The sequence below is a fragment of the Nocardioides sp. NBC_00368 genome (assembly GCF_036090055.1).
Classification (GTDB): Bacteria; Actinomycetota; Actinomycetes; order Propionibacteriales; family Nocardioidaceae; genus Nocardioides.
Genome location: NZ_CP107970.1, coordinates 5,988,461 through 6,001,584, shown reverse-complemented (window position 1 = coordinate 6,001,584; position 13,124 = coordinate 5,988,461). Strand labels below are relative to the sequence as shown.

The following is a 13,124-nucleotide window of genomic DNA, read 5'->3' as shown; positions in this document are numbered from 1 at the left end:
CTGCCAGCCGTATCCCAGCAGGTCACACCTGCGCGAAGTCGTCTCCCATCACGGGACGGATCTCGATGGGCTCACCGAGGACCGCGACGATCCGCGACACGATGTCGATGGCGCGCTGCTGGCTGGCCACGTCGATGACCGCGAAGCTGGCCAGCACCTCCTTCAGCTCGGCGAACGGACCGTCGGTGGCGACGGGGCCGTCCTCACCTGGCCGGACCGTGACGGAGACCGCGGGGTGCCCAAGCCCCTCGGTGCTGACCAGCTCGCCGTTGGCGACCAGCTCCTCCTCGAACTTCTGGTACTCCGCGAAGGCCGCGAGCGCTTCCTCGGAGGCGGTGTCCGAAGCTTCCCACGCGTCGGCGGGCGTGTATCCCAGCAACAGGTATTTCATGCCCTCGAAACTAGTCTCTGTGGACATGGCCGGACCAGCGGTTCTCGAGGACCTTCTTCGTACGGAGGCGCCGTACGTCCTCGGCGCCCTGGTCCGCCGCTTCGGACGGTTCGAGGCGGCCGAGGACGCGGTCCAGGAAGCGCTGCTGGACGCCAGCGTCCAGTGGGCGCGCGACGGGGTGCCGGAGAACCCGCGCTCGTGGCTGACCCGGATCGGATACCGGCGGATGGTGGACCTGCTCCGCACCGAGCAGGCGGCCCACCGTCGCGAGCTGCAGGTCGGGATCGCCGAGGTGGTCACTCCGGCAGGCCCAGCGGCGGCGAGCGACGACAGCTTGACGCTGTTGCTGCTGTGCTGCCATCCAGCGCTGTCGCGGACCTCCCAGGTCGCCCTCACGCTGCGCGCCGTCGGGGGACTGACGACGACCGAGATCGCCCATGCGTACGGCGTCTCGGAGACCACCATGGGCACCCGGATCAGCCGGGCGAAGCAGACGCTGCGCAAGGCAGACGCCCGGTTCACGCCTCCCGGAGAGGGGGAACGCGAGGAGCGGGTCGGTGCGGTGCTCGACGTGCTCTATCTCGTCTTCAACGAGGGCTACACCGCCACCGCCGGGGCCGAGCTGGGCCGGGTCGACCTGGCGCACGAGGCGATCCGGCTGACCCGGATGCTCCGCCGGATCGCTCCCGATCAGCCCGAGGTCGCCGGACTGCTGGCGCTGATGCTGCTCACCGAGACACGCCGGCCCGCACGCACCGCCCCGGACCTCGGCCTGGTGCCGCTGGCCGAGCAGGACCGGACGCGGTGGGACCGGGCTCTGCTCGACGAGGGCGTGGCAGTGCTGGAGGAGGTGTGGGGCGCCGGCGAGCCGGGGCCCTTCCTGCTCCAGGCGGCGATCGCAGCCGTCCACGCGCGAGCGGAGTCCCCAGCAGACACCGACTGGCGCGAGATCCTCGGCCTCTACCTGCTGCTGGAACGTACGCTGCCCACCGCACCGGTGCGCCTGGGCCGGGTGGTCGCGGCGGCCCAGGCGTTCGGCCCGGTGGTCGGTCTGCGGCTGCTCGACGAGCTCGACGCCGAGCACGGCCTCGCCGGCGATCCGTTGACCGCGCAGCGGTTCCTGGCGGTGCGGGCGCACCTGCTCGACCAACGGCGCGACCCGTCCGCAGCCGCCCAGTTCCGGGCGGCTGCGGAGCTGACCGCCAACGAGGCCGAGCGCGACTATCTGCTGCGGCGCGCGGATCAGGCCCGGGTCATCGTCGACTCGTAGCCGCCCTGGCCGGCGTAGTCCCACTCGCCGGTCATGACGTCGCCGGTCTCGTCGAAGACGCCGACGAACTTGACTGGCGATCCCTTCTCCCCGCCCCAGATGGTGAGCGTGTCGCCGTCGAGCTCGTAGACGTAGTCGAGGGTGGCGCCGGTGTTGTCGTAGTAGCGCGAGTGCACGTCGGCGCTCGGCTCCTCACCGAAAGGACGCAGGTTGCCGATCACCTCGATCCCGGTCGTGACCTGCCCGAACTGCTCCAGGCGAACGTCCTGGAGCAGGAAGTAGCCACCGTCCATCCAGCGGTAGGTGACCTCGCCCTCCGCTCCGCCGGTGACCTTCCAGGTGCCGATCAGCCGATCCAGGGCGCGGACCGCCGGGCTCGGGGCGGGCGCTGCGGGCGTGGCGTACTCGTCGTTCATGATGTCGCTCCTCAGGTACGGCCGGCGTCTCCGGCCTTCACCCCTCTCTCGGAGCCCGCCCGGCGATCTCGACATCATGGTGAAAAGAATTTTCTTCACCCGCTGCAGACACCTTCCGCGTACGTGTTCACCGACACGACCCGCGGAACTCACCAGTAGTTCCGCGGGCATCGGCAGGTTTTGCTCATGACCCCACTCAACCGCCGCTCCGTCCTCGGCCTCGGTGCCGCCGCCGGTGCCGGACTCGTCATCCCCACGACCGCAGCAGCCGCGCACGCCGCCCGCACCGCCCCCGCCTCCGCCCCCGCCTTCGTCCGCGGCAACCGCCCGACCCTCACCCACGGCGTCCAGTCGGGCGACGTCGGCGCCCGGGGCGGGGTCCTGTGGAGCCGAGCGGACAAGACCTCCCGCCTGGTAGCCGAGATCTCCACCGACGAGTCGTTCCGCCGGGCGCGCCCGGTCGGCGGACCGGTCGTGACCGCGACGAGCGACTTCACCGGCGAGCTGAAGGTCGACGGCCTCGAGGCGGGGCGCGACTACTTCTACCGGGTCCGCGCCGTCGACCCCCACGACCCGCGGCGCGGTAGCGCCTGGGAGCTGGGCCGTCTCCGCACGGCGCCGAGCAAGCGCCAGGACATCCGGTTCCTGTGGTCCGGCGACATCGCCGGCCAGGGCTGGGGAGCCAACCCCGACTTCGGTGGCTTCCGGATCGCGCCCGCGATGGCGGCGCGCGAGGCCGACTTCTTCCTGAGCTCCGGTGACAACGTCTACGCCGACGGCCCGCTCACCTCGACCGTGACCCTCCCCGACGGGCGGGTCTGGAACAACATCGTCACCGAGGAGAAGCACAAGGTCGCCGAGACGCTGGCCGAGTTCCGCGGCCAGTACGCCTACAACCTGCTCGCCGACAACTGGCGGGCCTTCCTCGCCCAGACCCCGATCGTGGCGCAGTGGGACGACCACGAGGTCACCAACAACTGGTACCCGGGCGAGATCCTCCCCGACGACGGCCGCTACACCGAGCGCCGCGTGGACGTCCTGGCGGCCCGCGCGAAGCAGGCCTTCCACGAGTACATCCCGGTCAGCGACGCCTCCCCCGACCCCGACGGCCGCATCTACCGCAAGCTGTCCTACGGCCCGCTGATGGACCTGTTCGTCCTCGACATGCGCACCCACAAGGACGCCAACACGACCGACGCGGAGACGAGCGCCGACGGCGGCGTGCTCGGCGAGCGCCAGACCCGCTGGCTCCTGCGCGAGCTGGCCGCCTCCCGCGCCACCTGGAAGGTCATCGCCGCCGACCTGCCGATCGGCCTGATCGTTCCCGACGGTCCCCTGCAGGAGGGCATCTCCCAGGGCGACGGCGGTGCCCCGCTGGGCCGCGAGCTCGACATCGCCAAGGTGCTCACCGGGCTCAAGCGCCTCGGCATCCGCAACCACGTCTGGCTGACGGCCGACGTCCACTACACGGCCGCGCACTCCTACCACCCCGACCGCGCGGCCTACCAGGACTTCGACCCGTTCTGGGAGTTCGTCTCCGGACCGCTCAACGCCGGTGCCTTCGGCCCCAACAAGCTCGACGCCACCTTCGGTCCGGCCGCCGAGTTCGTGGCCGCTCCCCCGGCCGCGAACACCTCACCCGCCGACGGCTTCCAGTTCTTCGGCGAGGTCGAGATCGACGGACGTACGCAGCAGCTCACCGTCACTCTCCGCGACGTCGACGGCGGTGCTCTTTTTACGAAGACGCTGGACCCGAGTTTCCGTTAGGGTCTGCGGGCCAGGGCGTGTCTGTTGTGAGGACACGCCCTAGCCGTCTCCCGTTCGGGCCCAGGAGGACCAGCAGACCATGAGTGAAATTCATGTCGTCCCCAAGGACATGAAGACATCCATCGGCATCGCCACCGACGCCGAGAGCGCCGTACGCAAAGCCGACTCCGCCGGCTATCTGAGCAAGGCGGGCGCGGCGATCCCCGGGGCGGAGTCGGTCGGCTACATGTCCGAGCTCGGCACCCGCTGGACCGACGAGACCAAGGCCGCGGCCGACAGCTCTCAGAAGCTCGCCGCGGAGATGCAGAAGGCCCTCGACGAGTTCGAGGCCGCCGACAAGGCCGCCGGCGAGAAGGGCGGAAAGGTCATGGGCCCGAACTGATGGCGATCACGTTCGGCCAGGTCAAGACCTGGAAGGCGGCACCCCTGGGCGACGCCGGCGACGGGCTCAAGGTCGACCTCCGCAAGCTGGAGACCAGCCGCGACGAGCTCGAGGCCAACGGCGTGGCCAAGTCCTGGACCGGTGCCGCCGCCGATGCGGCCCGCGGCCACCGTGACGCCCTCGTCGCCCAGCTGAGCACCCACATCACCGGCAAACAGCAGATGCAGAAGGCGCTCTACGCCGCCGAGCCCGAGGTCGAGGCCATCGAGCGTCTCGTGCAGGGGATCCTGGACCGGGCCAAGACGAACGAGTTCACTGTCGGCGACGACGGCTCGGTGACCAGCACCGCTACGCCGCCCACCTTCAAGAGCCGCTACGAGGCCGAGGAGTGGGGCAACAGCCGCCAGAACATCGCCCAGGAGCTCGCCGACGACATCACCGACGCCCTCGCCAAGGCAGCCGGCGTGGACCAGCTCCTCACCGACGGCATCCCCACCGGCACCGACCAAGGTCTCGACCAGACCCGCGACCAGCGCGGGATGGCTTCCCCCGAGACCGCCGAGCGGTGGGCCCAGCTCACCGATGACGAGAAGCGGGCGATCATCGACCAGAAGATCGAGGAGCTGGCCGACGAGTACGGGCTCGAGGTCGACGACATCATCTGGGACGGCTCGCTCGGCAGCACCAACGGCTCCTGGAGCGAGGGTGAGCGCACCGTACGCCTCAACCCGAACAACCTCGACAACCCCGACATCCTGCACACCGTGGCCCACGAGCTGCGCCACGCGCGCCAGCACGAGGCGATCAGGGACAACAACGACTTCCAGTTCTGGTGGGAGGACGACCCCTTCGACATGCATGAAGAGGACGGCATCACCGAGGAGCAGGCCGAGGAGTGGGAGGACAACTTCGACGACTACAAGCCCTCCGACCAGGACTTCGACGCCTACTACAACCAGCCCGTCGAAGCCGACGCCCGCAAGTCCGGCCGCGAATATCTCGACAACCTGACGCCCGCTGAGCTCGACCGCCTCCTGAAGGAGTCGAAATGACGACGTACGCCGACCTGGTCACCGCCTACCTCGACGACCCCGGCCCCGAGACGCTGGCGCCGCTGCGCCGCGCGATCCGCAACTCCGCCAACTTCACCGTCGACCTCGACCTGGCCCCGATCGACAGGCTGCTCGCCGACGGCGCGTACGCCGAGGCCGCGACCGCGCTGCGCGCCCTGATGCCCGGGGCGATCTTCAGCCCCTCGGCCCACCTGCGCCTGGCGACCGCGCTGGAGCGCTCCGGCGAGGAACGCTCCGCCGCCCGCGAGCGGCAGGTGGCCAGCGCCGCCCTGCGGAGCATCCGGGCGAGCGGCGACGGTAGCGAGGAGCACCCCTGGACGGTGCTGCGGATCAACGACGAGTACGACCTGCTCCGCGCCCTCGGCAAGGTGCCCGGGCGCCAGGATCTCCTGGAGGCCGGCGGGAGGCGGATCGACCGCCACACCTGCACCGACGGCACCCTGGTCCACTTCGACGCGACGGCGCTCGTCTGATGGCGATCACGTTCGGCGACGTCAAGAACTGGAAGGCCGCGCCGCTCGGCGACGCCGGTGACGGCCTCAAGGCCGATCTCCGCAACCTGGAGACCAGCCGCGACGAGCTCGAGGCCAACGGTGTGGCCAAGTCCTGGACCGGCGTCGCCGCCGACGCCGCCCGCGGCCACCGCGACAGCCTCGTCAAGGATCTCAGCAGCCACATCACCGGCAAGCAGGAGATGCAGAAGGCCCTCTACACCGCCGAGGGCGAGGTCGAGGTGATCGAGCGCCTCGTCCAGGGCATCCTCGATCGCGCCAAGACGAACGAGTTCACCGTCGGCGACGACGGCTCGGTGACCAGCACCGCCACCCCACCGACGTTCAAGAGCCGGTTCGAGGCCGAGGAGTGGGGCAACAGTCGCCAGAACATCGCCGAGGAGCTAGCCGACGAGATCGAGAAGGCACTGGCCAAGGCGGTCGGCGTCGACGCCATCCTCGCCCGCGGTCTGCCGACCGGAATCGACGAGGAGGGCGACGAGTACGGCAACATCGACCCGGCGATCGCGGAGAAGTGGGAGACGCTCACCATCGAGGAGCGCAAGGCCGTGCTCGAGGAGATGACCAGGAAGATCGCCGAGGAGAGCGGCGTCGACATGCCCACCATCGACTGGGACGACCTGGGCAACGACACCTGGGACGACGGCAGCATCACCTACGGCTACTGGAACGACGAAGAGCCCACCATGGCGCTCAACCCCAACGTGCTCGACGATCCCGGCCAGCTGATCAACACCGTCGCCCACGAGGTCCGCCACGGTCGCCAGCACGAGGCCATCGACGACATGAACGACTGGCAGTTCTGGTGGGAGGACGACCCCTTCGACGAGCACAAGGCAGACGGGATCACCGAGCAGCAGGCCGAGGAGTGGGAGGACAACTTCGACGACTACAAGAGCACCGACAACGGCGCCACGTTCGACGAGTACTACAACCAGCCGGTCGAGGTCGACGCCCGCAACTCCGGCCGCGACTACCTGAACAACCTCACCGAGGAGGAGTTCAACCGGATCCTGGAGGAGTCGCGATGACCACGTACGCCGACCTGGTCACCGCCTACCTCGACGACCCCGGCCCCGAGACCCTCGGATCGCTTCGGCGCGCCGTGCGCGGCTCCGCCGGCTTCACCCCCGACCTCGACCTCGACGACGTCGACCGGCTGCTCGCCGACGGCGCGTACGCCGAGGCCGTGACCGCGCTGCAGCGGGTCATGCCCGGGGCGATCTTCAGCCCCTCGGCACATCTGCGGATGGCGACCGCGCTGGCGGGATCCGGCGAGGAGCGGGCCGCGGCGCGGGAGCGGCAGGTCGCGCGGGCGGCGCTGCGCAGCATCCGCTCCACCGGCGACGGCAGCGAGCAACATCCGTGGTCGGTGCTGCGTATCAACGACGAGTACGACATGCTCCGAGCACTCCACAAGGTCCGGGACCGCCAGGACCTCGTCGAGACCGGCGGCCGTCGTCTCGACCGCCTCACCTGCACCGACGGCACCGTCGCCTACTTCGACGTGACCTCGATCGCCTGACAGACCCGAGAAGGACCGATGAAAGCCCCAACGTACGTCCTCAGCGTCCCGCTCATCGGCGCGCTCACCGCCGCGCTCCTGGCCGGGTGCGCCGGCGACCCCGACCGGGACGGCTGCGACATCTCGGCGCTGGGGACGGCCGGCGACTCGATCAGCCTGGCTGCCGCGGTGGCGCCCTCGCGGCTGGTGGCCGGCTCGCTGACCGCAGGCGCCGACGGGACGTACGTCGTGGCGAGCTGCACCGACGGCACCTGTCGCTGGAACGCCGGCGGCGGTGCGTACGAACCGATCTCCGAGACCGGCTACGGCGCCATCAGCCCCGACCTCACGCTGGTGGCGCGGAAGGTCGGCTGCTCGGACATCGCGCTGGTCGAGGTGGACCGCGACGAAGAGGTCCAGCGGCTCGAGGGCCTGCCGAACCCGAAGGTCACCGATGCGAGCCCCGTGGGCGAGATCGCGTTCAGCCCCGACGGTGAGCTCGTGGCCGGTGCCGGGCTCGAAGGCGACCTGATCGTCTGGTCGGTCGAGGACGGCGAGGAGGTGGCGAGCGCCGACCTCGGCAACGGCATCGGGTCGATCTCGTTCAGCCCGGACGGCACGCTGGTGGCGGTCGCCTCCGGCGACCGCGTCTCGATCCTCGAGGCCGACTCGGGCGACGAGGTGGACACTCTCGCAGCTGCGCGCGGCGCCGACCCGGCCTGGAGTCCCGACGGGCGCTGGATCGCCGGGGTCACCACCGAGGGCTACCCCACGGTCTGGGACGCCAAGACGTTCGAGGCCGTCGAGTCGCTTCCGGGTCAGCCGGCCACGGCGGTCGCGTTCTCGCCGGACTCCCGGTCGCTGGCCGTCACCGCTGACCCCGGCGACGTCCGGCTGATGCTGTGGGCGCCCGCCGCGCTGGGTGGTTCGGGTGGGGCCCGCGAGGTCGCACAGGCACCGGCGATGACCTCGAACGTGATCTTCAGTCCTGACGGCAAGACCCTCTACACCGCGTCAGCCAGGGAGGGCCTCGCCGCCTGGGACGTCGCCACCGGGAGGCCCGCCGGGAAGTTCGACCAGCCGCCGATGCCCGAGTAACGCTCCGCTGGCGCATCACCACCGGCGTACACAAGGATGTGAGGGTGAGCGCGATCCCGACGAACATCCCGCACGGGCAGACCGCCCGCCGCCTGGAGTGGCCCCACCTGCCCCCGTTCCTGCGGGCCTCGATCGAGAAGCGGCTCGGTGGCGGTCCGGTGGTCTCGGCGCAGTCGCACGGCGCCGGCTTCACGCCGGGGTTCGCCTCGGTGCTGACCTGTCAGGACGGGTCCCAGCACTTCGTGAAGGCCGCCTCCGCCAAGGCGCAGCGCGACTCCGCGGCACTCCACCGCGAGGAGGCGGCGAAGCTGAAGAAGCTCGCCGGCTGGGTGCCGAGCCCGAAGCTGAAGTGGTTCGACGACGGCGAGTGGGTGGTCCTGGCCTTCGAGTACGTCGAGTCACGGCTGCCGTCGCGGCCGTGGACGTCCTCGGACCTGGAGGTCGTGTCAGGGGCACTGGTCGAGACCGCCGCTGCGCTCACCCCGGCCCCGGGCATCGGCTGGCCGACCTTCGCCGAGGAGCACGCCTCCTACCCTGCGTTGTGGGACCGGGTCGCCGGCTACCCGCACGCCGACCGGGCGGCCTCGCTCGCGGCCGGCTTCGCGGAGCACACGGCCGGGGAGACGCTGGTCCACCTGGACGTACGCGACGACACCATCCTCATCCGCCCCGACGGCGGCGTGCTGCTGGTCGAGTGGACCTGGCCGGTGATCGGTGCCGACTGGATCGACTCGCTCCTGCTGCTGGTGGGGCCGCGCGGCGACGGTCTCGACGCCGAGTCGTTCCTGGCCGCGCATCCCTTGCTGTCCAAGGCGGACCCGGAGGCCATCGACTCGGTCCTCGCGCTGTTCGCCGGCTACTTCCTGGCCGCCGCCGACCAGCCGGTGAAGACGACCTCGCCCCACCTCCGCAGGATGCAGCGGTGGCAGGGCGAGGTGTGTCTGGACTGGCTGGCGGAGCGTCGGGGCTGGAGGTCGTGCGGGTAGGGACTGCCGACGCGCAGCAGGCAGAACCTGCCCGCGCGACCTCCAGGTCAGGACCCGGCGTAGAAGGCGTCGATGCGCGCCTTCTCCCGCTCCTCGACGACGTTGCGCTTCACCTTGAGAGACGGGGTCAGCTCACCGCGCTCGACGGTCAGGTCGTGCTCGAGGATCTCCCACTTCTTGATGGTCTCCCAGCGGTTGAGGCCGGCGTTGAGCTCGTCGACGTAGCCGCCGATCAGCTCACGCACCTGCGGCGAGGTGACGATCTCCTCGTAGGACTTACCCTCCAGCCCGTTGGCGGCGCCCCAGGCGGTGATCGACTCGGGGTCGAGGGCGATCAGCGCGCTGACGAAGTTGCGGTTGGCACCGAAGACGAGGAACTGGCTGGTGTAGGGGCACAGCGCGGCGAACTTCGACTCGATCGCCGGCGGCGCGACGTACTTCCCGCCCGAGGTCTTGAACAGCTCCTTGATCCGGCCGGTGATGGTGATGTAGCCCTCCTCGTCGATCGAGGCCTTGTCACCGGTGTGGTACCAGCCCTCGGCGTCGAGCGCCTTGGCGGTCTCCTCGGGCAGGTTGTGGTAGCCCGGCATCACGTGCGGGCCGCGGATGAGCAGCTCGTCGTTCTCGCCGATCTTCACCTCGCTGCCCGGGAACGCCTTGCCGACCGTGCCGAGCTTGTTCTCCTGCAGGGTGCCGACGGACGCGCCCGCGGCGTTCTCGGTCGAGCCGTAGCCCTCCATGATCAGGATCCCCGCGGCCCGGAACCACTCGGCGATGTCGCGGTTGAGCGGCGCGGAGCCGGAGATGAAGAAACGTACGCGGCCACCGAAGCGGTCACGGACCTTGCTGAGCACGAGCTTGTCGAGCACGGCGTGCTTCAGGGCGATGCTGGCCGGGACCGACTTGCCCTCGCGCAGCAGCCGGTCGCGGGCGATGCCGTTGGCGAAGGCCGCGTCGAAGAGCTTCTTCTTCACGCCACCGTCGTTCTCGACCATCATCGTGATCTTGGCGTGGACCTTCTCGAAGATGCGCGGGGCGGCACCCATGAAGGTCGGCTTCACGATCGCCAGGTTGTCGACGATCTTGTCCATCCGGCCGTCGATCGCGGTCGGGAACCCGCAGGCGATCTGGATCGAGAGCAGCACCTTGCCGAAGACGTGCGACATCGGCAGCCACAGGAACTGCAGGTCGTCAGGGCCGAGGACATCGCCCTGGACCCGGACGGCCTCGCCCTCGTAGACCCAGGCGCGGTGGAGCAGGCGCACGCCCTTCGGCCGGCCGGTGGTGCCGGAGGTGTAGACCAGGGTGGCCAGGTGGTCCGGGGTGATCTTGGCTGCGATCTCCTCGATCAGGTCCGGGTGGTCGGCGAGGTACTTGTCACCGATGGCCGCCAGGTCGTCCAGGCCGATGACCCGGTCGCCGTCGGTCTCACCGTCGAAGGTGATGACCTTGACGATCTCGGGCAGGTCGGCGGCCCTCTCGGCGATCTTGGCGAGCTGGCTGTCGTCCTCGGCGAAGACGAAGCGGCACTCGGCGTCGCCGAGGATGTAGGCGGTGTCGTCGACGTTGGTCGTCGGGTAGACCGTCGTGGTGGCGCCGCCGGCGAGCATCACCGCGAGGTCGGCGATGATCCACTCGTAGCGCGTGGTCGAGGCGATGCCGACCCGCTGCTCGAGCTCGAGACCGAGCGACACGAGGCCCGCAGCGAGGCGGCTGGCCTGGTCGCTGGCCTCCTTCCAGGTCAGCGACTTCCACTCCTCCCCGCCTGCCTCGGTCGTCGAGCCGACCACCGGATAGCGGAACGCCTCCGCGTCAGGGGTCGCCTTGACGCGGTTGAGGAAATGAAGGGCGAAGTTCGCCGGCATCTCGTCGAGAAATGCAAGATCGATCGCGGACTGGGTCGGCATGATTCTCCTGGCCTGCAGTATTTGCGTGGGGGTGGCAATGGGCGGTGTGCACGAGAGGCGCCGCGCGGGGGACCTTAGACGCTCGAGTCGCGTCGCAACAGGGGTCCCGCCCGGAAATCTCGTGACCGAGATCACCACATCCTACCCCCGAGTAGCTACTGAGGGTACGGCGATTTGAGGCCACACGACGCGTGTCTGTAATCTTGACCGTAAGCGTGTTCGCGTAGGCCTCTCCCCTCTCACTTTCCCCGAGGGGCCGGATTGAGAGCTCGCACCACCACACGTCGAAGCACTGGAGATCACTAACCCATGGCGAACATCAAGTCGCAGATCAAGCGCAACAAGCAGAACGAGAAGGCGCACGAGCGCAACAAGGCCGTCAAGAGCGAGCTCAAGACCGTCATCCGCAAGTTCCACGCCGCCGCCGAGGCCGGCGAGAAGGACGCTGCGGTCGAGAGCGCCAAGGTCGCCACCAAGAAGCTCGACAAGGCCGTCTCCAAGGGCGTCATCCACAAGAACCAGGCCGCCAACCGCAAGTCGGCGATCGCCAAGAAGGCTGCCTCCCTCTGAGGTAAGCCAACCCGAAGCCCCCGTCCTGCGTGGCGGGGGCTTTCGCATTTGCCGAGACGTCGGCCGAGTCGGCAGTTGTGGCGGCCGAGTCGGCAGTTGTGGCGGCCGAGTCGGCAGTTGTGGCGGCCGAGTCGGCAGTTGTGGCGGCCGAGTCGGCAGTTGTGGCGGCCGAGTCGGCAGTTGTGGCGGACGAAACTCGAGTTTCGTCCGCCACAAGTGCAGTTTCGGCCCCCAGAAGTGCAGACTCGGCGTGGTTGTGGTCAGCGCTGCCGGAGGGCAGCGATGGTGAGGACGAGGCGCTCGAGCGTGTACGCAGGGTCGCTGGCGGCGCCCTTGAGGTCGGCGTCGGCCCGGGCGACCGAGCGGAGGGCCTCGCCGATGGCTTCGCGCGACCAGCCGCGGGCGAGAGCGGCGATGGACTTCTGTTTCCAGGGCGGGGTGCCGCTGTCGCGGATGCCGGCGACGTGGTTGGCGACGGTGCGCAGCTGACCGGCCACGGCGGAGAGGACGTAGACCGGGGACGAGCCGGTGTCGAGGGCCCAGCGGATCTCCTCGAGCGCCTTGACCCGGTCGCCGGAGATGATCGCGTCAGCGATCACATAGTTCTTCACCTCGGCGCGGCCGCCGAAGTATTGCTTCACGTGCTCCAGGCCGAGTCGCTTCGCCTCGTTGTCGCCGGCGAGCTGGCTCGCCGCGGCCGCCAGAGCGCGAAGATCCTGGCCAACCGCCTGGATCAGGAACTCGGCGCCCTCCTCGTCGAGGCTCGCTCCGTGGAGTCGCATCTCTGCCTTCACGAAGCTGCCGAACTCACGCGCCTTCAGCTCGACGGACTTGTGCTCGGTCACCTTCGGGAGCTTGCGAAGCTTGGCGAGCGTGCCGCTGCCCTTCTGCCCTCCGCCGTGGACCAGGACGAGCCCGACCTCCTCCGACGGCATCCCGGCGTAGTCCACCAGACCTGCCACGGACTCGTCGGGCAGATTCTCCAGGTTGCGGACCACGACGCAGCGGATGCTCGAGAAGAGCGACGGGGCGCTCAGCTCACCGAGCGTGGCCAGGGTCAGATCGGCGGCGGTCGCCTCGGAGATCTCCGCCTCGGCGTCATACTCCTTCACCGCGGCCTTCGCCGCCGCAACCGTGCGCTCCCCCAGGAACTCCTCCTTGCCCGTCACCAGCGTCACCCGGCCGAGGACATCGGCGGCCGACAGATTTCCGGTGGGGCTCGGGGCGGAGGCGGTGCGTGCCATGGTC

General features: G+C 69.6%; 14 protein-coding genes. 10 read left to right on the top strand and 4 right to left on the bottom strand.

Features of this window, described 5'->3' with window-relative positions:
• Nucleotides 1-22 precede the first annotated feature (22 nt).
• Nucleotides 23-391 carry a YciI family protein gene (locus tag OG984_RS28660; protein WP_328529483.1) on the bottom strand — a complete coding sequence of 123 codons (369 nt, stop codon included), beginning with the start codon at nucleotides 389-391 and terminating at the stop codon, nucleotides 23-25.
• Nucleotides 392-416: 25 nt separating this feature from the next.
• Here OG984_RS28660 and OG984_RS28655 point away from each other — a divergent pair, with 25 nt between their 5' ends.
• Complete coding sequence (locus tag OG984_RS28655) at nucleotides 417-1,661, top strand: RNA polymerase sigma factor (protein WP_328529482.1); 1,245 nt, start codon at nucleotides 417-419, stop codon at nucleotides 1,659-1,661.
• Here OG984_RS28655 and OG984_RS28650 read toward each other — a convergent pair.
• Nucleotides 1,634-2,077 carry a hypothetical protein gene (locus OG984_RS28650; protein ID WP_328529481.1) on the bottom strand — a complete coding sequence of 148 codons (444 nt, stop codon included), beginning with the start codon at nucleotides 2,075-2,077 and terminating at the stop codon, nucleotides 1,634-1,636. The genes OG984_RS28655 and OG984_RS28650 overlap by 28 nt on opposite strands.
• A gap of 186 nt (nucleotides 2,078-2,263) precedes the next feature.
• On the opposite strand from OG984_RS28650, the gene OG984_RS28645 reads away from it, so the two are divergent.
• The 8 genes from OG984_RS28645 to OG984_RS28610 all read left to right on the top strand — a co-directional run bounded on the left by OG984_RS28645 (nucleotide 2,264) and on the right by OG984_RS28610 (nucleotide 9,399).
• Complete coding sequence (locus OG984_RS28645; RefSeq protein WP_328529480.1) at nucleotides 2,264-3,844, top strand: alkaline phosphatase D family protein; 1,581 nt, start codon at nucleotides 2,264-2,266, stop codon at nucleotides 3,842-3,844.
• Between the two features lie 79 nt (nucleotides 3,845-3,923).
• A complete protein-coding gene (locus OG984_RS28640; RefSeq protein WP_328529479.1) occupies nucleotides 3,924-4,226 on the top strand; it encodes a hypothetical protein in 303 nt (100 codons plus the stop codon).
• Nucleotides 4,226-5,278 (top strand): hypothetical protein, encoded by a 1,053-nt coding sequence (locus OG984_RS28635; protein ID WP_328529478.1) that lies wholly within the window; start codon nucleotides 4,226-4,228, stop codon nucleotides 5,276-5,278. Before OG984_RS28640 ends, OG984_RS28635 begins: the two co-directional genes overlap by 1 nt.
• Nucleotides 5,275-5,772, top strand: a complete 498-nt coding sequence (locus OG984_RS28630) for a DUF4919 domain-containing protein (RefSeq protein ID WP_328529477.1) — start codon at nucleotides 5,275-5,277, stop codon at nucleotides 5,770-5,772. Before OG984_RS28635 ends, OG984_RS28630 begins: the two co-directional genes overlap by 4 nt.
• Nucleotides 5,772-6,842, top strand: a complete 1,071-nt coding sequence (locus tag OG984_RS28625; RefSeq protein ID WP_328529476.1) for a hypothetical protein — start codon at nucleotides 5,772-5,774, stop codon at nucleotides 6,840-6,842. The genes OG984_RS28630 and OG984_RS28625 overlap by 1 nt, the downstream gene beginning before the upstream one ends.
• On the top strand, nucleotides 6,839-7,336 hold the full coding sequence (locus OG984_RS28620; RefSeq protein WP_328529475.1) for a DUF4919 domain-containing protein: 498 nt from the start codon (nucleotides 6,839-6,841) through the stop codon (nucleotides 7,334-7,336). Before OG984_RS28625 ends, OG984_RS28620 begins: the two co-directional genes overlap by 4 nt.
• An 18-nt stretch (nucleotides 7,337-7,354) precedes the next feature.
• A complete protein-coding gene (locus OG984_RS28615) occupies nucleotides 7,355-8,413 on the top strand; it encodes a WD40 repeat domain-containing protein (RefSeq protein ID WP_328529474.1) in 1,059 nt (352 codons plus the stop codon).
• A gap of 44 nt (nucleotides 8,414-8,457) precedes the next feature.
• On the top strand, nucleotides 8,458-9,399 hold the full coding sequence (locus OG984_RS28610; protein WP_328529473.1) for a hypothetical protein: 942 nt from the start codon (nucleotides 8,458-8,460) through the stop codon (nucleotides 9,397-9,399).
• A 47-nt stretch (nucleotides 9,400-9,446) separates the two neighbouring features.
• Here OG984_RS28610 and OG984_RS28605 read toward each other — a convergent pair whose 3' ends face one another.
• On the bottom strand, nucleotides 9,447-11,306 hold the full coding sequence (locus OG984_RS28605) for an AMP-dependent synthetase/ligase (protein ID WP_328529472.1): 1,860 nt from the start codon (nucleotides 11,304-11,306) through the stop codon (nucleotides 9,447-9,449).
• 309 nt (nucleotides 11,307-11,615) lie between these two features.
• Between OG984_RS28605 and rpsT the strand changes: the two genes are divergently transcribed.
• Nucleotides 11,616-11,876, top strand: a complete 261-nt coding sequence (gene rpsT, locus OG984_RS28600) for a 30S ribosomal protein S20 (RefSeq protein WP_328529471.1) — start codon at nucleotides 11,616-11,618, stop codon at nucleotides 11,874-11,876.
• 260 nt (nucleotides 11,877-12,136) lie between these two features.
• Here rpsT and holA read toward each other — a convergent pair whose 3' ends face one another.
• On the bottom strand, nucleotides 12,137-13,120 hold the full coding sequence (holA, locus tag OG984_RS28595) for a DNA polymerase III subunit delta (RefSeq protein WP_328529470.1): 984 nt from the start codon (nucleotides 13,118-13,120) through the stop codon (nucleotides 12,137-12,139).
• Nucleotides 13,121-13,124 lie beyond the last annotated feature (4 nt).